24 protein-coding genes are annotated in these 23,490 nt (G+C 61.1%); 17 read left to right on the top strand and 7 right to left on the bottom strand.

The window, feature by feature from the left end; all coding sequences use genetic code 11:
* The first annotated feature begins 4 nt into the window (after positions 1–4).
* Entirely contained in the window at positions 5–3,745 is a 3,741-nt protein-coding gene (locus tag J2X38_RS21845; RefSeq protein WP_039575519.1) for a conjugal transfer protein TraG N-terminal domain-containing protein, read from the top strand.
* On the opposite strand, the gene J2X38_RS21840 is transcribed toward J2X38_RS21845, so the two are convergent.
* Together J2X38_RS21840 and J2X38_RS21835 are read right to left on the bottom strand one after the other, a co-directional pair.
* Entirely contained in the window at positions 3,742–4,263 is a 522-nt protein-coding gene (locus tag J2X38_RS21840) for a hypothetical protein (protein WP_228383647.1), read from the bottom strand. The two genes, J2X38_RS21845 and J2X38_RS21840, sit on opposite strands and share 4 nt — an antisense overlap.
* Positions 4,264–4,417: 154 nt before the next feature.
* On the bottom strand, positions 4,418–4,807 hold the full coding sequence (locus tag J2X38_RS21835) for a MarR family winged helix-turn-helix transcriptional regulator (RefSeq protein ID WP_052208293.1): 390 nt from the start codon (positions 4,805–4,807) through the stop codon (positions 4,418–4,420).
* Positions 4,808–5,030: 223 nt separating this feature from the next.
* On the opposite strand from J2X38_RS21835, the gene J2X38_RS21830 reads away from it, so the two are divergent.
* The 3 genes from J2X38_RS21830 (at position 5,031) to J2X38_RS21820 (ending at position 6,535) form a co-directional block, all read left to right on the top strand.
* Positions 5,031–5,270, top strand: a complete 240-nt coding sequence (locus J2X38_RS21830) for a ribbon-helix-helix domain-containing protein (protein ID WP_039575525.1) — start codon at positions 5,031–5,033, stop codon at positions 5,268–5,270.
* A 3-nt stretch (positions 5,271–5,273) separates the two neighbouring features.
* Complete coding sequence (locus J2X38_RS21825) at positions 5,274–5,702, top strand: putative toxin-antitoxin system toxin component, PIN family (RefSeq protein ID WP_039575528.1); 429 nt, start codon at positions 5,274–5,276, stop codon at positions 5,700–5,702.
* Positions 5,703–6,163: 461 nt separating this feature from the next.
* Positions 6,164–6,535, top strand: coding sequence for a PRC-barrel domain-containing protein (locus J2X38_RS21820; RefSeq protein WP_052208294.1), 372 nt, complete (start codon positions 6,164–6,166; stop codon positions 6,533–6,535).
* On the opposite strand, the gene J2X38_RS21815 is transcribed toward J2X38_RS21820, so the two are convergent.
* Both J2X38_RS21815 and J2X38_RS21810 read right to left on the bottom strand, forming a co-directional pair.
* Positions 6,519–6,851 carry a DUF6961 family protein gene (locus J2X38_RS21815; protein WP_054724989.1) on the bottom strand — a complete coding sequence of 111 codons (333 nt, stop codon included), beginning with the start codon at positions 6,849–6,851 and terminating at the stop codon, positions 6,519–6,521. The genes J2X38_RS21820 and J2X38_RS21815 overlap by 17 nt on opposite strands.
* 84 nt (positions 6,852–6,935) lie before the next feature.
* The gene (locus tag J2X38_RS21810; protein ID WP_039581049.1) at positions 6,936–7,199 is read right to left on the bottom strand and encodes a DksA/TraR family C4-type zinc finger protein; all 264 of its coding nucleotides are present in this window, start codon (positions 7,197–7,199) and stop codon (positions 6,936–6,938) included.
* 305 nt (positions 7,200–7,504) lie between these two features.
* Here J2X38_RS21810 and J2X38_RS21805 point away from each other — a divergent pair, with 305 nt between their 5' ends.
* From J2X38_RS21805 to J2X38_RS21745, 13 genes are all read left to right on the top strand, one after another.
* Positions 7,505–8,023 carry a sigma factor-like helix-turn-helix DNA-binding protein gene (locus tag J2X38_RS21805; protein WP_039575534.1) on the top strand — a complete coding sequence of 173 codons (519 nt, stop codon included), beginning with the start codon at positions 7,505–7,507 and terminating at the stop codon, positions 8,021–8,023.
* A 58-nt stretch (positions 8,024–8,081) separates the two neighbouring features.
* Complete coding sequence (locus J2X38_RS21800; RefSeq protein WP_039575537.1) at positions 8,082–8,414, top strand: hypothetical protein; 333 nt, start codon at positions 8,082–8,084, stop codon at positions 8,412–8,414.
* A gap of 41 nt (positions 8,415–8,455) precedes the next feature.
* Positions 8,456–8,929, top strand: coding sequence for a hypothetical protein (locus J2X38_RS21795; RefSeq protein ID WP_039575541.1), 474 nt, complete (start codon positions 8,456–8,458; stop codon positions 8,927–8,929).
* Complete coding sequence (locus tag J2X38_RS21790) at positions 8,836–9,879, top strand: JAB domain-containing protein (RefSeq protein WP_158514392.1); 1,044 nt, start codon at positions 8,836–8,838, stop codon at positions 9,877–9,879. Before J2X38_RS21795 ends, J2X38_RS21790 begins: the two co-directional genes overlap by 94 nt.
* On the top strand, positions 9,876–10,901 hold the full coding sequence (locus J2X38_RS21785; RefSeq protein ID WP_228383648.1) for a LuxR family transcriptional regulator: 1,026 nt from the start codon (positions 9,876–9,878) through the stop codon (positions 10,899–10,901). Before J2X38_RS21790 ends, J2X38_RS21785 begins: the two co-directional genes overlap by 4 nt.
* 108 nt (positions 10,902–11,009) lie before the next feature.
* A complete protein-coding gene (locus tag J2X38_RS21780) occupies positions 11,010–11,633 on the top strand; it encodes an acyl-homoserine-lactone synthase (protein WP_052208297.1) in 624 nt (207 codons plus the stop codon).
* Complete coding sequence (locus J2X38_RS21775) at positions 11,630–12,490, top strand: phytanoyl-CoA dioxygenase family protein (protein WP_039575544.1); 861 nt, start codon at positions 11,630–11,632, stop codon at positions 12,488–12,490. Before J2X38_RS21780 ends, J2X38_RS21775 begins: the two co-directional genes overlap by 4 nt.
* Before the next feature lie 3 nt (positions 12,491–12,493).
* On the top strand, positions 12,494–13,096 hold the full coding sequence (locus tag J2X38_RS21770) for a GntR family transcriptional regulator (RefSeq protein ID WP_039575548.1): 603 nt from the start codon (positions 12,494–12,496) through the stop codon (positions 13,094–13,096).
* Positions 13,097–13,294: 198 nt separating this feature from the next.
* Entirely contained in the window at positions 13,295–14,227 is a 933-nt protein-coding gene (locus J2X38_RS21765; RefSeq protein ID WP_039575551.1) for a HEPN domain-containing protein, read from the top strand.
* Between the two features lie 390 nt (positions 14,228–14,617).
* A complete protein-coding gene (locus J2X38_RS21760; RefSeq protein WP_228383649.1) occupies positions 14,618–15,106 on the top strand; it encodes an RNA polymerase sigma factor in 489 nt (162 codons plus the stop codon).
* The gene (locus J2X38_RS21755; protein ID WP_052208299.1) at positions 15,103–16,116 is read left to right on the top strand and encodes a FecR domain-containing protein; all 1,014 of its coding nucleotides are present in this window, start codon (positions 15,103–15,105) and stop codon (positions 16,114–16,116) included. The genes J2X38_RS21760 and J2X38_RS21755 overlap by 4 nt, the downstream gene beginning before the upstream one ends.
* 95 nt (positions 16,117–16,211) lie before the next feature.
* Positions 16,212–18,755 carry a TonB-dependent receptor domain-containing protein gene (locus J2X38_RS21750; protein ID WP_052208301.1) on the top strand — a complete coding sequence of 848 codons (2,544 nt, stop codon included), beginning with the start codon at positions 16,212–16,214 and terminating at the stop codon, positions 18,753–18,755.
* A 26-nt stretch (positions 18,756–18,781) separates the two neighbouring features.
* The gene (locus J2X38_RS21745; RefSeq protein ID WP_294048535.1) at positions 18,782–20,917 is read left to right on the top strand and encodes a prolyl oligopeptidase family serine peptidase; all 2,136 of its coding nucleotides are present in this window, start codon (positions 18,782–18,784) and stop codon (positions 20,915–20,917) included.
* On the opposite strand, the gene J2X38_RS21740 is transcribed toward J2X38_RS21745, so the two are convergent.
* Genes J2X38_RS21740 through J2X38_RS21730 form a run of 3 tightly spaced genes read right to left on the bottom strand, consistent with a single transcriptional unit; the run spans position 20,914 to position 23,458 of the window.
* Positions 20,914–22,650 carry an asparagine synthase-related protein gene (locus J2X38_RS21740; RefSeq protein ID WP_039575556.1) on the bottom strand — a complete coding sequence of 579 codons (1,737 nt, stop codon included), beginning with the start codon at positions 22,648–22,650 and terminating at the stop codon, positions 20,914–20,916. The genes J2X38_RS21745 and J2X38_RS21740 overlap by 4 nt on opposite strands.
* On the bottom strand, positions 22,647–23,270 hold the full coding sequence (locus J2X38_RS21735) for a lasso peptide biosynthesis B2 protein (RefSeq protein WP_160292415.1): 624 nt from the start codon (positions 23,268–23,270) through the stop codon (positions 22,647–22,649). Before J2X38_RS21735 ends, J2X38_RS21740 begins: the two co-directional genes overlap by 4 nt.
* A 53-nt stretch (positions 23,271–23,323) precedes the next feature.
* Entirely contained in the window at positions 23,324–23,458 is a 135-nt protein-coding gene (locus tag J2X38_RS21730) for a hypothetical protein (RefSeq protein WP_267127959.1), read from the bottom strand.
* Between the last annotated feature and the right edge of the window lie 32 nt (positions 23,459–23,490).

Genomic DNA, 23,490 nt, shown 5'->3' with positions numbered 1-23,490 from the left:
GGCCATGCGTGTCAGTTCGCTTTCCGCGCTCGCCGCCGCCTTGGTCGCGCTGCTGCCCGCTCCCGCGCTCGCACTCGAGACCAGCTTCCACACCTATGACGGGTTCAACGAGACCGTCGATGCGTTCCGGCTCGTCTCGATGATCTTTGCCGATCCGCGCTACGAAACGCTGGTGCTCATCGTCGCGGTCGCCGGGATCGCGCTCGGCGCGCTACTCGCGAGCGTGCGCGGCAACGGCATGGGGATCGTCGCTTTCGGCTTTCAGACGCTCGTCGGCATCGGGCTCTTCGTCGGCATGGTCGCGACCACGGGCACCGTCCATGTCTACGACCGGGTCCGCAACGCCTATCAGCCCGTTGGCGACGTCCCGAACCTGATCGTGCTGGTCGCGGGCGTCACCAACATGATGGAGCGCGCGATCGCTGAGACGATTGACGACAATACCATCGATCCCAATGCCAAGCTCGAGTTCGGCGCCGGCGGCCACAGCTTCGACCTGTTCCTGAACGCTGTTAGCCCGCGAGGGCCGATGACTGACAGCTTCCTCGATGCAACGATCAAGGATTATGTCCGGCAATGCTATCCCGTCGCGCGCGTCTCTCCCGCCTATGGCATCGACGACGATCAGCTCTTCCGCACCAGCAACGATCTTCCAGCGGCTTTCGCCGCGATGGCGGGCCCTGCAACCTTCAGCACCGTCTTTACCGCGACCGACAAGGGCGGAACGACGGTGAGCTGTACCGAGGCCTGGACGCATATCTCGGGCCGGCTTTCGGATCCGGCGCTGTTCGACGATTACAGCCGTCAGGTCTGCGAGCGTACCGGCTATGATGTCTCGAACGCCGCCCAGCTTCAACGCTGCAGGTCCAATCTTGGCGCGCTCGGCGACAAGATGCTGGCGACGCCGCTGACGCTCCAGCAGCTGATGACCAACATCAACCTCGGCAATGCTGTCGGCGACGTGCTGTTCGAAGACAGCCCCGCGACCGCCGCGCGCGTCATGGCCAACCGCGCCGTCGTCTCGAGCGGTCTCGCGACCATGTCGACCGCGAACGAATGGATGCCGACGATCCGAGCCACCGTCTTCGGGATCATGCTGTTCATGATGCCGATCGCGCTGCTCTTCATCCTGACCCCGATCAACCTGCGCGTCGCGAGCTTCGCGCTCGGCCTCTTCGTCTTCGTCGCCATGTGGGGCGTGATCGATGCCGGCATCTACCAGCTCACGCTCGGCCGCGCGATGGATGTGCTTGCCGAGATGCGCTCGAACCATGTCGCCGCCAATGCCTGGATGCTCGCACCGGGGTCGGCGATGAAGGCGCTGGCCATCTTCGGGAGTTTTCGCACCGCCGCCGCCGGGCTCGCCGGCGCCTTCGTATTCACCGTGTTCCGCTTCTCGGGCAACGTGTTCACCTCCTTCACCAGCGGCGCGCTCGGCGTGCAGGGCCAGGGCACCGCGGCCGCGACGCCGATCATGACGCACGAAGGCCGCGCTCAGGCGCTCGAGGCGCAGGCCTCGGCGACCGGCACGACGGCGCGCCGCAGCGCGGCATCGAGCTTCGGGGATTTTGGGGTGCGGTCCGCCATGGGCGCCAATCGTGCTTTCGGCGCGGCCGGCGGATATCTCGCCGACCGGACGCCGGGCATCGCGGGAACGACGGGTTTTGCGCTCGGAGCGACCGATGCCGCGCGCGAACTTGGCGGCCTCGCTCCTGCTCTTGTCGGCCGCGACTTAACCCATCCCGCGACGGCCGCGGCCGTGCGCGCCAATGCGACGACGTCAGCGATCCACAATTTCGCCGAGAAGGACGCGCTGCGGAACTTGGGGACGAACTATTTCGGGCCGGGTCAGGCGGGCGAGCGGGCTTTCGCCGGTTTCGCGCAGAACATGGTGCAGTGGAAAGCGTTCGGTGACACGCGGGCCTACGACATGATGATGCAGGGCGCGCAGCGGCATTTCGAGCGCAATGGCTATGACCAGAAGGATGCCGCGCTCAAGGCCTCGACCGTGATCGCACAGGCTTCGGCCGACCCGACCTTCGCCAAGCTGATCGCCAACACCTACGACCAGGAGGCGATGCTGCGGAACGATCTCACCACCGCGCAGGTCAATGTCGGCGCGATGGAAGGCCGGCGCGACTATGCGGGCGACAATGTCGCCGGGATCGAACGGCGCAACGTCGCAACCGAGCAGGCGTGGCGCACCGGGAATAACGAGGGCCAGCGCAACGCCGCGTCGATGCTCGGCCTGTCCGTCGACGAAACCTCGCGCCGCATGGGCTTCATCAACACCCTCTCGGGCGAGGCCCGCTCGTCGGCGATCACCTCGCTCTCCCGCGCGACGGGCCGCAACGAGGCGCAGGTCATGCGCGCGCTGGAAACCTATAACGCCTCGGTCCAGCTCGGCACCGCCGACGGCGCGACAGCCGAGGCCGGGCGTGAGGGAAAGAGCGTCTATGGCCGCACCCGCGAGGTGGCTGGCTATGACTTTGCCGAACGCTCGGGCAAGCTCGATGCCCAGCGCGAGGTCGGGCATGACGGCGTGCGTGGCGCCGCGCGCATCGGCGAGCAGCGGCGGCAGAGCGACAATTTCGGGTTCGCGGAAGGCGCAGCCGCCGCCGGCGTCTCCACGCGCGAGGCGGCGCGGCTCGACAGCTTCATCCAGGCACTCAGCCGCACGGCGGGCAACCAGGTCGACATGGCCGAGGGCGGCGCGGCCGGGATTGCCGATCGCGCGCGCAATGAGCGGCTGACGCGCATCGTCGACAACGAGCGGCTCACACGCATGCAGGGTCTGCTGCGCAGCGAGGGCATCAACATGACCAAGCGCGAGCTCGCCATGGCGCAGAATGGCGATCTCAATCTCAATGTCTCGCCCGATGTCGCGCGACAGCTCCGCGCCGCCGGCCTCATCAACGACAGCCAATATGGCGCGATCGCCGAGGGGGGCCGCGCGCGCTTCAGTTTCGCGGACAATGATCTGCTCGTATCGAGCAGCACCGGGTTCACGCAGTCCGCGCGCAGCGATACCAGCACCAAATATGAAGCCGGCAAGCAGGCCGGCCCCGACACTGTCGAGCATATGCTGAGCAGCGGCCCCGAGGGTCAGGCGATGATGGCCAACTGGCTCCGTGGAGGGTTCGAAATGGACCGCAACGGCGAGTGGCGGCTCAATCCGCAGGTCGCCGATACGCTTCAGCGCGACGTGTCCGCGATCATGGCCCAGACCGGGTGGCAGCGGGCTATATCTCGCTCGGCGCAAGACCAAATCTCAATGGGAACGACGGTTGGCGGCAATGTCGGCGCAAGTGCCCAAAGCGGTGATTATGCGTCGCGTGGTGGTTCGGTCAAGGGTAAGGAACGATCACAGACAGCAACGTCAGGGAGCGTCGGCGGCAGCTTGGGATATAGCAGCAGCGACATGGGCACGAGTAACGAGACCGCTCGGGCTTCGCTCGATATCGTAAACTATGATGTACGCGAGGCGATATCCGCCGCAGAGCGGGCGGCTGCGCGCTCTGTAAACCCTGAAACGACATTTACGAGCGAGTTGAACCGTCAGGTGCTTGGCCCCGAGGGGCTGCGAAATCGCTACCTTGGGCAAGCCGATTCCGCACGTGGAACCGCCGATATTACTGGGCCGATGACGTCGCTTGAACAATCCTCGATCTTGAGCAGTGGCCGATTTTCTACCGACCTAGCAAATGGTCCATTCGACGGAGATAGCAGCTACAAGAAGCGCTAATCTCGACGTCCAGGGTGCTGAGGGCTGAGTGGGTTGCCTATATAGAGTCCGCCGGAGCGCGGATCATAGATGTCGACCGACCAATGAGGTCGCCCAAGACGCTCCCAGTGCTCGTCCTCCATCCTCATCTGTTCGAGTTCGTCGATTTCCTCGTCCGAGAGAGGTTCGCCAGACAGCGGCCTGTTCAACCAAGCTCGGATGAATCCAAAACCAAGCACCAGCAGCGTCGTCAGCGGGAAGAAGAGCATGTTGAGATAGCCCGCCAGAGCGCTGGTATAAAACTCCGCCAGAGCCGGGAGTTTCAGCGAGGCCGCCGCGCCTGCCCAGTAGACCGGAATCGCTGCCCACCAAAGCTTCGCGTACCACGGCTTCCAGAGCCAATCGCGCGCGACGGGCTCCCGAACGGTATCGGCTGTTGATGCGTCGGAAAGGTGGCTCGCCTGCATGTGTTTTCTCGGTCGGCAGCCTATCAGAAGATGCCGATTGAAGGAATCAAAAGAGCTTCCGGAAATGGACATTTTGCTTTCCCTGATCCGATGATTTTCCAATTTCCTTTTGTAGTTACATCAACTTCGGCTTCCCTCTTTCTCCCTTGAACCTTGAAGCCAGATTCTTCGTCTCTCGTTTAGGCATGACAGATTTCGTTCTGGACGATCGAGGAAGCGGCAGCCATCAGGCATTCGCCCGGGACTTCGCATAGTCGTCTAGAATGCACCTGAGGATGGCTCGACCGCGAGCGGTCAGGGCGATGTTCGTTCGACGCCCGTCGTGAGGATCGCGCTCGCGAACCACAAATTTGCAGGATTCCATTTCAATGGTCTGCCGCGTCGCAGTCGGAATCGAAACGCCACTCGCATATCCCAGGCTCGAAACCGGCAGCCTTTTATCGACCGTATCCGCGACATAGAGTTCCAGTAGCATGATCCAGCCCGCATGGCTCCAGTCTTGCTTCTTGAGGTACCGCGCAATGATCTGCCGTTCGACAAGCAGCTCACGGCATAGGCGAAGCCGTCGAGCTTCGACATCGAACGGTGGATCATCTTGTTCGATCCGCGTCGCCATGCGTCCGTTTGCGCCTCGCGTCAGTTTGACGTGGAGAGCCGGAACATCCGGCGCCGAGGTGGATGCTGCGATCTATTGTGTTCCGTGCAGAGGCTCGAAAATCGGGGTAAGCTAAATCGAGCCCCCCTGTGGCAAGTCGATCCAGCGCATATGTCGCAATTGAAGATTGGCGTAAAAGATGATAAGCGCTTATCCGCTTAAACGTCCATGAGGAGTCTAGATTATGGGAGATGCGACGCGTTGGACCGTCAATGTCGCGACCGAAACCGACATTGATGTCCGCACATATCTAGCTCAGCGCGGAATGAAAAAGGGCGATCTATCGCGCTTCATTGAAGAGTCCGTGAAATGGCGCCTGCTCGATCTTACGCTCGCCGAGGCCCGTGCCGGTTTCGATGACGTCTCGCCGGAAGAAATGAGCGAGTTGATCGACGAAGCGATTGCGGATGCGCGTCGGAACTGATCAATGCGCGTTGTCATCGACACCAATGTGCTTGTCAGCGCACTCCTGCACGGGCGGTCGCTTCCCTTTCAGCTGATTGCCTTGTGGCGCCAAGGCAAGGTCACCTTAATCACCTCTGCGGAGCAGCTAGAGGAAATTCGGCGCGTTACACGCTATCCCAAACTGCGAGCCCGCTTGAATCCAGCCGTTGCCGGCAGACTCGTCAATGAACTCAAGGGCAGCGCCATTGTCATAGAGAATCTGCCCGACGTGTCCGTCAGCCCGGATCCCTGGGACAACTATCTTCTGGCGACGATCGAGGCCGGGATGGCCGAACTTTTGATCACCGGCGATAAGGCCGACTTGTTAAGTCTCGGGCGCCATGGCGGGGCGCGCATTATCACCGTTCGAGAATGCCTGAGGCTGATTATGGGAACCGAGCCTGATATTTAGCGCCTCATCGGCACCAGAACCGGCGCCCCTTCAGCCGAGACGGCTCGATATCATTGGCCAACCTCTCAGAGCGCGGCGAAGCGCCGCCTTGAATCCATTGCAGCCCGTGACCAGGCCGAGTTCGCTAGCGCTCGCGTCGTCGACTCGGCGTCCCAGGAAACCCCGCGCGAGCAGCAGCGCGGGGCGATTGCGAACCGCCGGGCCGAACGCGACCGCAGCTGGCGCATGCTTGAAGCCGATCAGGCTCATGAAAAAGAGCGGCCGAAAGGCAAGGTCAGTGCGGCGCGCTAAATACGATCGCGCCATGCGCGGGTGGTGCGCGGACTGAGCTGGCGTTCGGCTCGTCACACGAGTCCGACGTCTCAGCGAATATTGCCGGATGCTCGATTGAAGCAGGGAAAGATTGCGGGATGCAAAGCGTAGCGTGAGGAGAGAGGGGAGACGCAGAAAGGAAACATGTCATGGCTGACACGGACATCGCCACGGACGAAACCAGCCGCCTGATCGCCTCGAACAAGGTGGAAGGCACCGCCGTCTACAACCGCGACCGCGAGAAGCTCGGATCGATCTACAATTTCATGGTCACGAAGCGCGAAGGTCGCGTCGAATATGCGGCCCTCCAGTTCGGCGGTCTATTCGGTCTTGGCAGCGATTATTATCCGCTGCCCTGGGACGTCCTGACTTACGACACCGAACAGGGCGGCTATGTCGTTGATCTCGACAAGAAGGTTCTCGAACAGGCGCCGCGTTATGGCGCCGATAGCGAGCCGACCTTTGATCGCGACTATGGCCGCGAGGTCTACGGCTACTATGGGATCAATTATCCGTTCTAGTTTCCGGCGCCGGATTCGGACGCGAGGCAGCCGCATCGGGGTGCTGTCTCGTCGGCCCGGACTGTCCCTGCGCGGCGGCACGGGCGGCAATCCGCCGACCGTCTGCCGCCGGCGATGCTATGCTGCCGACGTAGCGGATTTCATGGAGATCCGTCAGGCAAACGGCTACCTTCGTCCAGAACGCGGCGCCCGAGTGATCACCCGAGCGGCGCAAATCGTCGATCATTGTCGTGATAACCTCGGGTCCGCGATCGCCATATTGAGATTCGATGGCGAGCGCTTGGCCCCAAAGGTCGTTGTCGGCCTTGGCACCCATGATTGCGACTCCGATTTTCTTTTGGTCGATCCTAACCATGAATGAGCAAGCCGGCAAAACAGATCGCCGCGCGCAAAAGCCGCTTCAGCGCAACTGGCTGTCCTTGCTGCCGCGGCGATTGGAGCCCGCTGGCCGGATCGACGCATCGCGTTTGTCCTGACAGGAAACGCAGGTCCGGCTCGATGGCATCGCCTTGCGGCGCGCGGCGGGAATTTCCATGCCGCAGTCCTCGCAGAAGCGCGTCCCTTCGCCCGACGCGATGCGTGAACGCGCGATCTTGACCGCATCGGCAACTGTATCCTCGATCTGTTCCTGCACAGCACCGTCATGTGCCCAGCCGTCCGCCATCATCGACCCTTTCAAGGTATAACGCCGGGATCCTCGTGATCCGGCATGGGCGCCGCGCGGGCGCACATTGCCCTCACCGCCGTTCGGGACAACCGCCGAACAAGATGAAATCCTGCGCATACGCAGCCATGATTTTCACTGATCACCTACCTCGCGGCGCTCAATTTCGAGAAACTCCGCAAAGCACCCGGCGCCACTGACTGCAAAAAACTGTAATATCGACTCGACCTCCGGGCCTTCCGCGTGAAATATCTCTAACTCCGAAGGAAAATCTGGCCACCAGGGGTCACAGTGGCAGCGGCGCTATGGACGAATTGGGATCGCGAGAATCGGATGATGCCGAACGCTGGTCTCGGCTGACCGAGAAGCAGCGTGCTTGCCTCGATCTGCTCGTCGAGCGCAAAACGTCAAAACAAATCGCCCGCGAACTCGGCATTGCGAAGGTGACCGTCGATCAGCGCATCAGGGCGGCCCGCAATATTCTCAGCGCTTCCGACCGCGATGAAACGGCGATCATCTATTCCCGGCTAAAGCCGATATATGATCGGGTGATATATGATCCGGTAGACCTTCCCCAACCCCAGAACAGCGTGCCAAGCATCGACACGAACGGAAGTGCATTCAAGGCCATCGCACTGAGCGAGCACATGACGTCAGTGGTTGAGCCGCCGAGGCGCCCATCACCGTTCAAGGATCTATGGAGGCATGATCATGCCACGAAGAGCAGGTTACTGATCACCGTGACCATAGCGGTCTCTGCGGCGATCATAGCACTCGTCGGGCTTGCGATTGCATTGGTGCTTACGCAGCTGATTTCCGTCTGATCCCACATTGTCGCAACCACAAAGTCGGAGCCGCCGCGGCTTCCGGCAAGGAGAAGCCATGCATACCGAAGTCGAACCCATCGTAACCCGCCTGCAGCAGGACGTGCCGGCGGCAGAGGCTCGCATCGATGACGCGATGATCGCCCTTCTGTCGCTCACCACCAGTGTCGTGGCGGCCCGCCGGGACACTGCCGGAGTACCGGCTGCGAAAGGCCATGCGATGATCCAGCGTCTCGCCAAGGCGCAAATGTCGCTGGTCGATATCAGCGGCGAGGTATTCCGCGTTCACGGTGATCTGGTGACCATCGGTCGAGAAACCGCGGGCTACGACATCCACGAAGACTGCCCGCTCCAGGAATCGGCGGTCGTGCCGCTCCACGCCGTTGCCTGACACGGTTTGACTGGGGGCCATTACTATGAATATGGATCGCAATGCGCGTCGCGGCATTCTTCCTGCTTCTTTTGGTGGCTCTCGGTTACGCCGCACGGCGCGGTGGAGGTCCCGAACGGGTGATGGCGGGGGTTGCGATCGTGATGGTCGCATCCGATCCGATACTCCATCGATTCGTTCCGCTTGGCTATGCTTCACTCGATTTCGGTCATCTTGTTATCGATGGATTCGGCGCTACCTCGACATTGGTCCTAGCGCTGATCGCACACCGATTCTGGCCGATGATAGCCGCTGCGCTTCACCTGCTCCCATTGATGGCACACCTCAGCCGGGCGTCCGATTTGTCGATGCACCCGGCTGCCTACATGATCATGCAGGTCGCCTGGTCATGGCTGGTGCCTCCCCTTCTGATCTTTGCAACATGGCGTCATCAGCAACGCTTACAGCAGAACGGCAGCGATCCGTCCTGGCGAAATTCATCGCGATCGTCGCCCCTGAGCAAAGCCAGCAATTAGCAAGCGCGCTCCTCGCAGAGTTTCACACCCTCAATCGAATCTGTTCGCAGTCGAAGGAAAGTCTGGCCCGGATTTGCGGGAAAAGCAGCGCGGTGCCTGGACTCCTGTTAGGCGCGCGCGCCTTAATGCTCGAAGGGTCGCGCGGGGAACTGGGAAAGCGAATAATCGATCCAGGCGACCAGAAGCTGTTGCGGCATCTGATTGCCACGATGGGCTCGCTCCAGGATGAAACCCTCCGTATCCTCTTTCTGGATGGCATTGGCCGGCTGATTGCCGATGAGCAAGTGCAACGCGGAACGGTGCACCAGCTCGTAATTTATCCTCGGCCAATCTTTCGCCGGGCGATGGAACATAACGCCGCGAGCCTCATCCTCGTTCACAATCACCCCAGTGGGGATGCGACGCCCAGCGAGGAGGACCTGATTGCAACACGCGCGCTGGTACAGATTTCCCGATCGCTCGACATAGAAATCGTCGAACACATCGTTGTCACGAACTCCGAGTGCCGGCGAATAATGAAGTCGCGCCCGCGACCGAATACAACCGCCAAATCGGCAGGCCAGCACTTGAGAGACAGCGCTTCCGATCGATCGAGCTCGGAGCAAGCGCGAACGGATCAAGCGCTTGCTAACGCCCGACGCGCTGTCCGACGGCGCCTGTTAAGGCAGCAGTTATTCGGCTCGCCAGAAATTCTCGGCGAACCAGCATGGGATATGCTGGTTGAGCTCTTCATCCATGAGTGCGAGGACAAACCGATATCGACCGGATCGCTATGCGGGGCGGTCGAGCGTCCTCTGAGCAGCGCGATGCGGGTCCTGCAAAAGCTGTGCGACGCCGAACTCATTTATCGCGCCGAAGATCCCAGCGACGGCAGGCGACAATTTGTACGGCTCGCGCCCTCGGTCGCGCACCGACTGCATGCCTATTTCTCCGAAGGCGGCGAGACATGACGAGGCTCGCCCCGACCAAGGCACACCACATTCGCATCAATGTCTATGCCGAGACTTATCACCGCTGGCGGAACGACCCACGCCTTCGTCGGGGCGCAGCAAAGGAGAGAAGCCACCGAGCTATTCAGCATCTATTTCAACCGCTCGGTATCGAGCATTCATGTTCAGCGATCGTCGATGAAGGAAAGGAACCGAATTCGATGACATTAGGAGCGACCTGCGGGATGGCGGGTTGGGAACGCGCCCTCGGTCGATCAATGATCATGCGATTGCATTTGATGGAAGATCTGGTTTCAGAAATTTGTTCCGTAGATGACGAAGATGAACTTCATGCAGCGCTGATGACCGCAGCGCGTCGAATGTGTTTCGATCATTTTGCCTTGGTCTATGATCGGCGAGCCGGCGACGAAGCCGAAGCCAATTTGCTGATCCATGACTATCCGGACGCTTGGGCGAATGTCTATGTCGACTTCGACCTCGGGGGCGCCGATCCGGTGCGCCGGGCAGGAGAACGATCGCTAGTCGGCTTCGAGTGGCAGCATCTGCCTGATCTCGTCCCCATGACCGAAGGCGATCGGCATATGCTGGCGGTGGGACGCGAAAACGGCGTCGGCGACGGCTTCACGGTCCCCCGGCATTTGCCGGGCGAGGCCAGTGGATCGTGCTCTTTCGCCGTTCGTCCGAACCGGGAGATCCCTCGCGAAATGCTTCATGTCGCCGAAATTGTCGGCGCCTTTGCATTGGCCAGCGCGCGGCGGATCGTCGGGGTCGCGCCCGTGCGCGAGCGTCCAGTCCTGAGCAAGCGCCAGCGAGAATGCGTCCTCTGGTCTGCTCGCGGCAAGTCCCAGGCCGAAATTGCCGCCATCCTTGGAATAAGCGAGGAGACAGTCAATCAGCATCTTAGAACGGCGCGCGATCGATATGCGGTGCATTGTCGGCAGGCGCTCATCCTTTGCGCGCTGTTCGACGGATTGATCGGCTTCGGCGACATCATCCGGTGGGCGCGGCCCGCCGTTCACTGACTGACACTGGATCAGGATGGCTCGGTGGGAAGCCATCCCCCTTTCATGCTATAGGCAGATCGGCAAAATCATGATGAGACTCCGGGAACAGACAGCCCAGGAGCCAATATGCCTACCCCTACCACGCGGACGCCAGAGGTGTCCGAGAACGATGTGCTGCGCGCCATGTTCGCGGCCCGCAAAGAGGTGTTCGTCGACCTGCTAAAATGGGACTTACCCGTTCTGGACGGCCGGTTCGAGATCGACCAGTTCGATACTCCGGCGGCCCATTATCTGATTCTGGCCGACGAATGGGGTCGCCACCGCGCATCCGCGCGGCTGCTGCCAACCGACAGCTCGCATCTGCTCGGCGACCTGTATCCCTTTCTCTGCGACGGGCCCGTCCCCGCAGGGCCGAATGTCAGGGAGATCACTCGCTTTTGCCTCGACCGGAATCAGACAGCCGGCGAGAGGCGCATGGCGCGAAACCAACTCGTAACCGCGCTTGCCGAGCATGCCTTGGCGACCGGCATCACGGATTACACTGGGGTCGCCGAAATCGGCTGGCTCCAACAAATTCTTCAATTCGGATGGCTGTGCCGGCCGCTCGGAAGGCCCTTACGCCAGGACGGGAGAACGCTCGCTGCCCTCCATATTCAGATCGACGAGCGCACGATCGATGGCCTGAAGCGCGGCGGCGTCTTCGAACCGCTGACATTCGCACTGTTCGGCCAGCAGGAGTTGGTGGAATGACATATATGTCTTCCGAAGAACTGACCGCCCGGCTGGTCGAATGCGGCTATTGCATCGTCCCGGACGTTTTGCCGACCGCGACGATCGATGCATTCAATGCCGACCTCGATCCCGTCTTCGCGGCGACGCCTTTCGGCCAGGGGCGCTTCTACGGCTACCGCACCAAGCGGTTCGGCGGGCTCTTGAAGCGATCTGCCCATGCTGAAACGCTCGCCCTGGAGCCGACGACCCTCGGCGCCGTTCAAGCCATACTCGGCAGCGCGTGCGACCGGATTCAGCTCAATGTGGCGCAAGCGATCGAAATCCATCCCGGTGAGACGCGGCAGTTTCCCCATCGCGATCATGACATGTGGAATGGCGCCAAGGGCGAGCATGAATATCTGATCAACGTCATCTGGCCGCTTACTCCATTCACGGCTGATAACGGCGCGACCCAAATCTATCCCTATAGCCACGGCCGCGACGGGATGGAGAAGGAGGATGTCGGCGACCCGATTGCCGCGATCTGCGATCCGGGTTCAGCAATTTGCTTCCTTGGCTCGACCGCGCACGGCGCCGGGCCCAATTTGACCCAATCGGTACGCCGCGGGGTGGTCATCGGCTACAGTCTCGGATGGCTCAAGCCCTATGAGAATCTGTGGCTTTCCTATCCGCCGAATATCGCCCGCAAATTCTCACCCGAACTCGCCGCGCTCGCGGGATATGCGCAGCACCGCCCCAACCTCGGCAATTATGAAGGGCAATGCCCATCGATATTGCTGGACGACAATGTTCCCGACCATATCGGTGCGATCGATGCGTTGCGCCCCGATCAGGAGGCGATGCTTGCCGATTATTTCCGGGCGTCGGCGGGCTGAGCAATGAGTCCCGCCCATGTGCATGAGCCGACCTATTCCGCGACCAAGCATCGGCTGATGACCGGCGCCTGGTCTGCTGGCGTTCGGATCGAAGCAGCGCGGCTCGCGGACGAGATCGGCGTCAGCATCACACCAGTACGCGATGCCCTCAATCGGCTTGCCGGGGAACGCATGGTGGATTTCATCGCGGGGGAAGGATTTCGCGTTCCGCTGTATAGCGAGGCCGAGCTACGCGATCTCTTTGGACTCAATCGCCTGCTGCTGCTCGCGGCCGTCGGCAAGGCTGGGCTTCCACGCGACGGCAACCAGAATATGGGTGATATCGCGGACCGCTCGAGCCGCCTCTTCCTTCGGCTGGCGAGTTACTCGGCAAATGGAGAAATCGTCGCCGCGGTGGGCGCACTCAACGACCGATTGCATCGGACGCGTATGCTCGAACTCGAGGTATTCGCCGACGCGGCGGACGAACTTTCCGAGCTTGAGACGATGGCCAGCGAGAGACACGACCGCCGCATCTTTCGGGACCTCCTGGGACGCTATCACGAACGACGCAGACATGAAGCGGGCACCTTTGCGCGTTTGCTCAGCAGCACCGTTTCGCGATAGGAATCGGGCAGCAGAGAGATGATTATGACTGCGGATGAAAGCTTCAATGGGCAGCACCTTGGTCGTCCGCGGCGACCAGGGCTCGCTGCGAGGGTCGTCGGCAAGAAAACCAATGGGCGCGCGCCGACCCGCCGCTTTAGTCAAAGATGGACCCGAAGAATGGGTGCATCGTGGGCACAGTGTTGCTAGGCTGTTCTCATGCGGACGAACATTGACCACATCCCTCCCCAGAAGCGTCGAGACCTTGAGCGGGTCGTCCAGATTATCTTCGAAGAATTCGAGGATGCGCTGGCACTGGCAACGCAGCAATGGAAGAAACGCGGTCGTATCGAGAAAATTATTCTCTATGGCAGCTATGCCCGCGGCGACTGGGTGGACGAGCCGCACACGGCCAAGGGCTATCGGTCGGACTTCGACCTGCTGATCATCGTCAACGATAAAAGGCTGACGGATCGCGTCGATTATTGGTTGAAGGCCGACGATCGCTTGACGCGAGAACTGGCAATCACCCAGACGATCAAGACACCGGTGAACTTCATCGTGCACACAATCCAGGAGGTGAATGACGGCTTGGCGCATGGCCGCTATTTCTTCATGGACGTCCGGCGCGACGGCATCGCGCTCTATCAGACAGTCGACGATGAACTCCACGAACCGAAGCCAAAGACGCCGGAATCGGCGCTGGCGATGGCGGAGGAGTATTTCGAAGACTGGTTTCCTGGCGCGATGCAAAAATACGAAGGTGCAAAGTTTCATATCGAAAAGCGGCACTTAAAGCCGGCTGCATTTGACCTGCATCAGACCGCTGAGATGCTTTACCATTGCATACTTCTGGTCGAGACTTTCTACACGCCGCATGTCCATAATCTGATTTTCCTCCGCAAGCAGGCCGAGCGGATTGATCGTCGCCTTGTCGATGCTTGGCCGCGCGAGACGCGTGCTGACCGGGCGCGGTTCGAGAAGCTGAAGGACGCCTATGTGAAGGCGCGCTATTCGAAGCACTATCGTATCACGGTGGAGGAGCTCGAGTGGCTCGCCGCGCGGATCGAAGTGCTCGGGCAGTTGGTCCATGAGATTTGCACCGAAAGGCTGACCAAGTTGCGTGAAGATCTGGGCAAGCCGGCGAATTGATCTTCGTTGTCGTCGAGGTCGATTTCCGAGAGCCAGCTCTGACTTGCCAATTCATCGGAGATTCGCCATGAATATTGGGCGCGCATCGCAACTGGCAGCGGGCGCGTGGATCTTCCGCCAGGCATTATGAACACCGGTCCGCAAGGGACAGGTGGCCGAACCGGGCAAGTCTGTCAGACTGGCAGTCAACGGCGGCGTAGCACTGGATACCATTTGCCCGGCCTCGTCGGAGCATCTGGCTTGCCATATTCAGGCTGACGCGTGCCCTTCCATTCCTTCAAGCGCTTCACTGGCGAGCAGCACCCACGTTCCCGTTCGCCTGCGTGTCACATCACCGCAGCGACCGTGCCCGATACGTCGTGCTCGACCGGAGTAGCGCCGGAAGGCACGATGAGCCTCGATGAGATGTTCCGCGTCCACGGCCCCAACCTGCTTGGTTATCTACGCCGTCATGCCGGCGACGACGCCGCGGCCGATCTGATGCAGGATGTGTTCGTGCGGGCGGCCGGAAGCCGCCAGCGGAACAGCCTCGTGAACCCCGGAGGATTCCTGCGCCGCGTCGCGAAAAATCTGCTTATCGATCGCGCACGCAAGCGCAAGCGCGACAATGTCGTGCTGCTCCCCCTTCAAGAAGAATGGGATGCCATGAGCGCTCCCGAACAGGAACATGGGTTGCACGTGACTGACGCGCTGAAAGAATATGAGCAGGCCATTAGAACCATGCCCGAGAAGACCCGCCGCGTTTTTCTGATGCGCCGCGTCGATGGACTGAGCTATCGCGAGATTCATGAACAGTTGGGAATCAGCATCTCGACTGTAGAATATCATATGGTGCGGGCGCTTGGTCATCTCTCGGACGCTATGGAAATCTATCGATGAACGACAATAAACGGGGCGAAGACGAACATGTGTCCATCAATCAGCAAGCCCGCGAATGGGTTGTACGATTGGATCGGGACAAGAGCCCCGAAACCCGTGCCGAGTTTGACGAATGGTTCGACGCATCGCCGGAGCACCGCCGTGAGTTCGAATGGATCGAAAAGATTTATGCCGTCGGTGAGCACCTGAAGGATTCCGATGAGTTCGGGCTGAAACGCGAAGCTGACGCACCGCGTCCCGCTCGCTCTAGACATTGGCTGATGTGGGGAACAGCCGCCGCCGCTGCGGTGGCAGTCCTGATGATAGCGTTCGGCGCGGGCGGCGCTCCCCTCCCCGGGCAGTCCATGTCGGCGCTAGCCGCCGAGCCGCTCGTGACCCAGCGCGGCGAGATCCGCAGTTTCCGACTCTCCGACGGCACAAATGCCACTCTCGATACCGACAGCCGGGTCGAGGTGTCGATGACCGCGACCGAGCGCAGTTTGCATCTCTCGCAAGGGCGAGCGCGCTTTGAAGTCGCGTCAGACGCTCGACCATTCCGGGTGCGGGCCGGCGCCGGCGAAGTCACAGCCTCTCAAGGCGTGCTCGATGTTGCCTATGGCGACGATCAGAACATTACCGTCCGCGTCATCAGCGGCGAGGCCAAGGTCGGTCCCATAGCCCCGGGACCGCAAGCGGCGCCAGCGCGGCCAGCGGATCAGAGTGAAGTGCTTGGCTACAGCGTAACCGACGGTCGTGCTGTGTCGGTGCCACCAGTTGTCGGCGCAAACGCGCGCCAAGATTGGCCGAGCGGCTGGGTCCAGCATCGATCGATCCGCCTCGACCAGTTGGTGGCCCAAGCCAATCGCTATTCCGGGAAGCCCATCATCCTTGACGATAACGCCACGGCCGCGTTGATCGCCTCGGGGCGCTTCCAGATCAACAAGACCGATGTCTTCGTAGAGCGGATCGCTGAGTCTCTTAAGCTCCGTATCTCGTACCGCGACGACGGCATTCATCTTCGAAAGCGATAATTTTTTCGGCGACCCACTGCGGGTTGCGAAATCCCTTCGTCAGGCATCCCAGCGACCCGCGCTCAACACGCGCGGGCGGATCACGGATGGGGACAATGGCTATGAGGAATTCACGGCCCGCTTTGGCATTGCTGACTGGAATCGCGGCCTGCGCTGTGCCGACAAGCGCCTATGCACAGGAAGCTGAGAGCTATAACTTTGACCTTCCGGCGCAGGATCTCGGTGATGCACTCTTATCGGTCGCAGCCAAAGCCGGGTGGGAGCTCTATGCTCCGGCGGAAGACCTGGCGGGCGTCTCGTCCCCACAACTTCGCGGCAATTATACGGTCAAGCAAGCTATCGAGCGGCTTCTGCGAGGGACTAATCTCGTCGCTCGATTTGACGACAGAGCCGTTATCATCCGCGGGCGATCAATCGCAGCAACGGCCTCTGAGCAGCAGTCGAGTGACGCTATCGTCGTGACGGGCACTCGGATCGAAGGCGCGCCACCCGCTGCGCCGGTGATCAGAATTTCGAGTGAGGACATTCGGAACGCGGGTCAATCCGATCTCGGCGAGGTCGCGCGCAGCCTGCCGCAGAGCTTCGGAGGCGGACAAAATCCGGGCATCGGAAACAGTCAGGGCGCTCCCAATGAGAACGCTAACGTCAATGGCGCCTCGACCTTCAATTTGCGCGGCATCGGTTCGAACGCCACCCTGACGCTGCTCAACGGCAACCGCTTCGCTTATACCGGTGCCTCGTCGGTTATGGACGTGAGTTCGATCCCCGTCGCTGCGGTCGAACGGATCGAGATTATTCCGGATGGAGCATCGGCAATTTATGGCGCCGACGCGGTTGCGGGTGTCGTCAATATTTTGCTCAAGCGAGACTTTGAGGGTGTCGCAGCGATGGCGCGCCTCGGGGCATCGACCGAAGGTGGAAATGTCCAGCAGCAATATGGGATCCTCGGCGGCAAAACCTGGTCCTCGGGCAACTTGTTGGCGGCTTATGATTACAGCCGGTCATCGGCGATCCTCGCAGGGGACCGCAGTTATGCGATCGCCAATAACCCCGAGACAACGCTAGTGCCTAAAACCTGGCGACACTCGATACTGATAAGCGGACATCAAACCATCGGCCCCGACATTTCGCTTGCGGTCGACCTGCTCTACAAGAAGAGCCGTATTCATTCGGTCACCGGCTATGATCTGGTGCTTGCGCCCGAGGCTATTGGCCTAGAGAACGTCAGTAGCTCCGAAATATTCGGCATCGCGTCGAGCCTTACGGCCGAACTCGGGGATGATTGGCGGCTCAAGGCGAGTGGATTCTTCGGGACTGACCGTACCGGTGGATATTCCGATCTCTATCTGGGCGGCGCGCTAGCGATCCATAACGACAAGGATGTCTTCAATCGAAACCTCGCGCTCGAAGCGGGCGTGGAAGGCCCATTGGCCGAACTTCCGGCCGGTGCGCTCAGCGTGGCATTCGGAGCAGGTGTTCGGCGCCACGATTTCTTTGCAACCTTGCCCTTCAATGACATAGACCGGCGCCGGGATAACCTCTTTGCCTATGGCGAGCTTTTGGTGCCGCTGGCCTCTCCTGCGCAAGCGATAGGCGGCCTGCACCGTTTGTCGCTGACCGGAGCACTGCGCTTCGAGGATTATTCAGATTCCGCAAGCATCGTGACCCCGAAGCTTGGCATTATCTGGGAGCCGGTCGCCATCTTGCGCCTGGGTGCCTCGTGGGGCCGTTCGTTCAAAATGCCGACGCTCTATCAGCAATATGGTGGCTATTACTCGGCGCTCGCGCGAGCCGCGCGTTATGGCACCGGCTACCCAGCTAGCGCGACCGTTCTTATTGCATCCGGGCCCGACAGTCGTCTTGGCCCCGAGCGTTCCGAAAATCTAACCTTGAGCGCCCAGTTGACGCCGGCACGGGGCCTCGAATTCACAGCCGCTTGGTTCGGGATCGACTATAGCGACCGTGTCGCGGCTCCCGCCGCCTCGCTTGTCGGGGTGCTCGATAATCCGCTCTATGCCGATCTAGTGACGCTCGATCCGGACCCCGCCGGCCTCACGGCGACGATCAATGGATCAGTGCTGGGACTCGAAAACAGCACGGGGCTTCCATACGATCCGGCAAACGTCGTGGCCTTCATCGACTCGCGCACCCGCAATGTCGCGCGTCAGCGCTTTTCGGGCCTCGACCTGTCGATCCGCTACCGGATTACCATCGGCGGCGACCGGGAGCTGTCGCTCTCGGCGACCGGCACTTTTCTCAAGAGCCGTCAGCAGCTTATTTCGGGAGCGCCCTGGACTCGCCTCGCGGCGACGCTCTTCCACCCGCCGCATTTTCGTGGGCGTGCTGGGCTGACCTACGGCGGCGATCGCTACAGCTTTTCCGCCTTCGTGAACCACATGAGCGCCCTCGATGACGATCGCCAGACCGTGACCTCGCGTATCTCAGCCTACACGACCGTCGATCTCACCGCGCGCGTCCAGATCGGCCAAGGATTTGACGTATCGATCGCAGCGCTCAATCTCTTCGATAGAAAGCCGACAGCTATCCTCACTGCGTCGCCATTCGACACCCCTTTCGATACGACCAACTATTCGGCGGTCGGGCGCTTCGTCGGTCTTACACTTCGACAAAAGTGGTGATGATAGTTAAGCCGATTAGTGCCGCCGTGACGGCCGCGCTGACAGTCGCGACCCCCGCCGCAACGCAGCAAGCCCGCCATTGGACATTGGAGGATCAGCTTAGCATTCCCGAAGTCGGTGGACTTTCCATTTCCGCCGACGGCCATAGCGCATTCTATGTTGTGCGCGTTGCCGACGTGGCGAGCCGTCGCATGGTGGCCGTGCTACGCCGCGTCGAACTCGAAAGCGGAGCGACGCGCGACATCCTGCGCGCACAATGGATCGACCAGCTCCACCGTATCCCGGGCGAGGATGCCTGGAGCGCCCGCATCGACAAGGGTGATGGCGTGCAGCTCTATCGCATTGAAATGGACGACTCGATTACACCCCTGATTGTTCATCCCGCAACGGCGATTTTCGGGGACACGGAAGGCGCGGTCTATCCGGGATACGGGCATGCGCCGCTCGCTACCGGCGTGAGAGCGCATGACTGGTCGCCCGATGGAAAGCGGCTATTCTATGTCGTGCTCGATGCGGCACCGCAAGCGACCGGGGTACGTCATGGTGAGGATGTCGTCATCGAGCGTGCGCGGCGGCGCGCGCCGGGGACTGCCACCGCTTCAATCTATTTGCGATCCGAGGGGCGAGACACGCTTATCGCCACGCGGCCTAACAATGATATCACTACATTTTTCGAGCGCAATTTCGTCCGGTGGACGTCTGATGCCGTCCTCTTTAATGTGACCGATGTCGATCCCGAAGGTCGATCACGTGTGGTCACGATGGCATGGTCCTTCGCGGCCAAGACGGCCCGGGTCCTCGATACTCTGGCGGAAAGCGCGCAAGCAATTGGCCCGCTAGGTGGGCAACTCTCATCGGAGGGCTATGGAGACCGCCGCGAGCTTGTCGAAGCCATGACGGGAGGCGCGCGGCACAGCTATGGTCATTTACCCTTTGCTCTCGATGGCCGGGCTGCGAGCGGGGTCCGTTCGGCGGACGGCAAGCGATCGATCGTGGGTGTCCGTATGCTCGACAACCCTCGCTTCGGTCTTATTGTGCTGGAACCGGGCCGACTTCGAACGATCGGCGGCGCGTTCAGTCTCAACGACTGCGACTTCACAATATCGCTGAGCAAAGGCGCTTGCATCGCGCAGAGCCAGACGCAGCCTCCGGCGATCGCTGAGATCGACGTCGTGTCTGGGCGGATCAGACCAGTTGCATCAGTATCGCCGCGGCATGAGCGGCTCAGCTCGCTACGGGTCGAACCGCGTACCTGGACTAACCGCCATGGTAATAAGGCGACGGGCTACATCATCTGGCCGCGCCGCTATGTGGCGGGCCAGCGCTATCCCGCTATAGTTATCACGCACGGAACCGATGCAGACGAGCGGTTCGCCAATCGCGAGAACCAGTGGGAATATCCTGCCCAATTATTCGCGGAGCGGGGCTATGTCGTTTTGCTCATCAACGAGCCGAGCGCGCGTGAAAATGCCGAGGTGTGGGCCGCCCGCCTCGCCTGGCGGAACGAAACGAAGGCGGTCGCCCCGGAGACCATGCGCCAGTTGATTTGGCTCAACGGAGTGGCGAGCTATGAAGACGCGGTCATGGAGCTTGTCGGTACTGGCGTCATCGATCAAGCGCGGGTCGGGATCGCGGGGTACAGTCGAGGCTCGCAGATGGTCAATGTCACCATCACCAACTCGTCTCTGTTTCGCGCAGCGTCGAGCGGTGACGGCGGCTATCTCGAACCGGCCTTCTACCCCGATGTCTCTGGTTCTTATGACGCCGTTTTCGGAGGTCCCCCGACTGATCCGGTGGCTCTTATGCATTATCGCCGGCTGTCGCCGTCGCTTCGAGCCGACAAGGTTTGCGGAGCGGTGCTGCAACAAGTTGCCGCCCCGCTTGTTCCATCGATCGATTTTCACACGGCGCTTCGGAAGGCCGGCGTCCCCGCGGAGCTAAGCCTCTATCCTGGCGACGACGCCGCGTCGGATGAAACACATATCTTCCATATACCTTCGAACCGTCTCGGGGCGATGCAGGAGAATATCGCCTGGTTCGACTATTGGCTCCTCGGCGAGCGGGACCCGAACTCGCCCTATGCCGATCGCTATACGGTGTGGGACAAGATGCGCGATGAGGCGCCGCGGCACTGTGGCACGCCACTGCCACTCAAGAACTAGGCCGGCAGCGTACTGCCTTCTTCCCACCAGCGCACCCAAGCTTCGGCCGCGGCGAAAGCTAGGAGACGTATGTCCCGGCCATCGTCTCTCCAGCTTTCGGATCGGACGCGCCGTAGCCACTCTGGGTCCAATACGCCTGCGGCGATCAGTCTGCCGTCGACCAACATCCGGATGGCGTCGTCCGCCCGCGCATTGAAGACTCGCCGAAGGAAGCCCGTCGGCCCTCCCTTTGTCCTCCGTTGGGCAATGAGGGCCGGGAGAAGATCGGCGACCGCAGCGCGCGCGACGGCACGATCACGGCCACCGCGTACCCATTGCCAAGTTGGAATCGACAGGCAGAGTTCGACGATTGGTTGCGACAGCAACGGAGTAATTTGGGGGGCCGCTGTGGATCGAGGATAAAGCTCGATGCTCTTTTGGGCGCGGGCGAGCAGCGCAATATGCGCTGCTTTTCCAGGCAGTGTGCGTCGAGGCGCGCAAAGCCATGGATGTTGATCACCGCCGGATAGCGCCGCGGCTCGGCCGACAGGGCCGAGGCCAGTGAGGTCATATTGAATCCGGTGGCCAGCCTTTCGCCGGTTTATTCGATCCCAGCCTTTTCGGATGACTTCGGCCAAGCCGGCCCCGGTAAGATCGGCGAGGTCCAGCGCAGTGCGAAAAGCGCTGGGCCCAACGCCTCGCGTGAGAACCACGTCTGCGAGCGGCGCCGCGCTGCGCAGGCTGCAGAATACATTGTCTCCCCCGTTGCCAGAGAAATACGCATCGACGGGCCACGCGGCATTGATCCGTGAATGCTCGGCGGAGACCGCGTGAAAATAGTGTGCTGCAAAGGGCAAAGGAAGATGAGGGAGGACCGGTCGGCAGACGTCAACAGCACTCAGGTCGTATAGCGGGGCATCGAGGCGTGTGCCGAGCTTCGTGACCAGCGCCTCGGCGTATCGCCTCTCATCTCCCGTCGTGCCGGGCTCAACCATCGTGAGGCAGCGCATGGCTGGCGAGCGCGGGCCGAGTGCGGCCGCGACGATTGAACTGTCGAGGCCTCCCGAGGCGCCAACTAGAATATGGTCGAAGCAAGTCGACCAAGCTCCGATGCTGTCCTTTAGCGTTTCGCGAAGAGCTTGTGCTGCATTGTCGAAGCTGAACCCCTTCCCCGATTGGACATAATCCCACGGCGACCAGCCTTGCTCGACATGGGGCCCGGCGGCGCTCACGACAAGACGCTCTCCCGGAAGCAGTTCCTCGACGCCTACGATGCCGGTACAGCGTCCGAGCAGGTCGATCCCGGCGAACATGCGAGCGAGCGGCCCATAATCGATTGCGGTGCGACCCGGAACTGCGAGGGTGGTCAGCTCGCTCGCCAAGGTCACGTGGTCGGCATTGCGCCTCATGTAGCATGTCATCATGCCCGATGGATCGCGCAGAACAGTGACTGAGCCGTCCGGCCGGCTGAGGACTGCAATATAGGCACCCCAATAGTCAGACAGCAACGCGCGCCCATCTGTTTCGATGATGCGCTTTCGCTCCGCATTCTCAAGGTTGGTGATGCGAACTGCCGGTATTTGGCGCCGGAAAAGAAGACCGACGAGACAGCCACCTTCGCCGAGTTCGATAGTGGGAGCGAGGCTCGTAAGGCGCGCGGCCGCAGAGATGTACGCGCAATCCGCCTCGTCAGCCGCGACTTCCTGGCCGGCCCATCCTGATGTTGCGATTTCAAGGCGGAAGGCGAGCCTCATCGCACCGTCAGCAAAGGTTGGTAATTCACCACCAGATCGAGCGGGTCGCTCAGCACCGCCGCACCCACCTGAATCCAGCAATGTGCCGAAAATGGCAGCATGACACCTATGACTAGGTCAGATCCCAGACCGCGGCGCGCCAACATCGCGCGCATTGCAATGCTGCGCACGAGGCATTGGTCCGTCGCATTGCGATAGCGCCAAGCCCGCACAAATGCTGCCGCCGTTGATTGGCACCTATCGAGATCACCGCGGGACAGCGAGCTCGGTTTCAGGATCGCTCCGAGCGATTGCCGCGCAAGACTCCTGCGCGCGCGCCACTGTTCCGCCAGCGCCTCTACTAATGTCCATGGAGACGCCGACCCGAGACAATTATCAAAAGCGCTCGTCTCGGGCCGTGGAGCGAGCCGCGGTGCAGGAACAGGTGGGCCAGCTTCAACGAGATTGTTTTCGACGAGCCAGCGCAATTGCCCGCAGGTCGCCGTGCCCAAAGTCGCCGCTTTGAAGGCTTCGGCAGCTGCGCCTTGAAGGAGAAAATAGCGACTGGTCGTGAGATCAAGGCAGACGACGTCCGCGCCAATAATGCTGTACCGAAGGTCCGTGCGAGGGCGGCTCATCATCGTGGGAGAACTGCGCTGGCGTGCGGCACTCGGGGCGCCGCACGCCCTTTGCATCAGTCGTCGGTCTCGATGCCGCCCGCGACGTAGCGCTGGAACGTCTGGAGGTCGATGTCGCCGTTGCCTCCCGACCCGCGGGTTTCGATGCGCGCATCGCCCAGGTCGACGATGCCGTTTTCATGCTTGTCCATGGTTCGTCCTTTCCATCGATTGCGACCGAAAT

Source organism: Sphingopyxis sp. BE235 (assembly GCF_031457175.1).
Taxonomy (GTDB): Bacteria; Pseudomonadota; Alphaproteobacteria; order Sphingomonadales; family Sphingomonadaceae; genus Sphingopyxis.
Note: the sequence above shows the minus strand (reverse complement) of the source record. Positions and strands in the feature narration are given on the sequence as shown.

Bases quoted from the DNA above. Each gene is read 5' to 3' on its own strand.
- J2X38_RS21760 (WP_228383649.1), top strand. From the start codon at position 14,618: ATGAGCCTCGATGAGATGTTCCGCGTCCACGGCCCCAACCTGCTTGGT.
- J2X38_RS21730 (WP_267127959.1), bottom strand. From the start codon at position 23,458: ATGGACAAGCATGAAAACGGCATCGTCGACCTGGGCGATGCGCGCATC.
- J2X38_RS21810 (WP_039581049.1), bottom strand. From the start codon at position 7,199: ATGGCGGACGGCTGGGCACATGACGGTGCTGTGCAGGAACAGATCGAG.
- J2X38_RS21765 (WP_039575551.1), top strand. From the start codon at position 13,295: ATGCGGACGAACATTGACCACATCCCTCCCCAGAAGCGTCGAGACCTT.
- J2X38_RS21770 (WP_039575548.1), top strand. From the start codon at position 12,494: ATGAGTCCCGCCCATGTGCATGAGCCGACCTATTCCGCGACCAAGCAT.
- J2X38_RS21795 (WP_039575541.1), top strand. From the start codon at position 8,456: ATGCGCGTCGCGGCATTCTTCCTGCTTCTTTTGGTGGCTCTCGGTTAC.
- J2X38_RS21805 (WP_039575534.1), top strand. From the start codon at position 7,505: ATGGACGAATTGGGATCGCGAGAATCGGATGATGCCGAACGCTGGTCT.
- J2X38_RS21800 (WP_039575537.1), top strand. From the start codon at position 8,082: ATGCATACCGAAGTCGAACCCATCGTAACCCGCCTGCAGCAGGACGTG.
- J2X38_RS21780 (WP_052208297.1), top strand. From the start codon at position 11,010: ATGCCTACCCCTACCACGCGGACGCCAGAGGTGTCCGAGAACGATGTG.
- J2X38_RS21835 (WP_052208293.1), bottom strand. From the start codon at position 4,807: ATGGCGACGCGGATCGAACAAGATGATCCACCGTTCGATGTCGAAGCT.
- J2X38_RS21740 (WP_039575556.1), bottom strand. From the start codon at position 22,650: ATGAGGCTCGCCTTCCGCCTTGAAATCGCAACATCAGGATGGGCCGGC.
- J2X38_RS21820 (WP_052208294.1), top strand. From the start codon at position 6,164: ATGGCTGACACGGACATCGCCACGGACGAAACCAGCCGCCTGATCGCC.
- J2X38_RS21785 (WP_228383648.1), top strand. From the start codon at position 9,876: ATGACGAGGCTCGCCCCGACCAAGGCACACCACATTCGCATCAATGTC.
- J2X38_RS21790 (WP_158514392.1), top strand. From the start codon at position 8,836: ATGGCGTCATCAGCAACGCTTACAGCAGAACGGCAGCGATCCGTCCTG.
- J2X38_RS21750 (WP_052208301.1), top strand. From the start codon at position 16,212: ATGGCTATGAGGAATTCACGGCCCGCTTTGGCATTGCTGACTGGAATC.
- J2X38_RS21830 (WP_039575525.1), top strand. From the start codon at position 5,031: ATGGGAGATGCGACGCGTTGGACCGTCAATGTCGCGACCGAAACCGAC.
- J2X38_RS21815 (WP_054724989.1), bottom strand. From the start codon at position 6,851: ATGGGTGCCAAGGCCGACAACGACCTTTGGGGCCAAGCGCTCGCCATC.
- J2X38_RS21775 (WP_039575544.1), top strand. From the start codon at position 11,630: ATGACATATATGTCTTCCGAAGAACTGACCGCCCGGCTGGTCGAATGC.
- J2X38_RS21825 (WP_039575528.1), top strand. From the start codon at position 5,274: ATGCGCGTTGTCATCGACACCAATGTGCTTGTCAGCGCACTCCTGCAC.
- J2X38_RS21845 (WP_039575519.1), top strand. From the start codon at position 5: ATGCGTGTCAGTTCGCTTTCCGCGCTCGCCGCCGCCTTGGTCGCGCTG.
- J2X38_RS21735 (WP_160292415.1), bottom strand. From the start codon at position 23,270: ATGATGAGCCGCCCTCGCACGGACCTTCGGTACAGCATTATTGGCGCG.
- J2X38_RS21840 (WP_228383647.1), bottom strand. From the start codon at position 4,263: ATGTCCATTTCCGGAAGCTCTTTTGATTCCTTCAATCGGCATCTTCTG.
- J2X38_RS21755 (WP_052208299.1), top strand. From the start codon at position 15,103: ATGAACGACAATAAACGGGGCGAAGACGAACATGTGTCCATCAATCAG.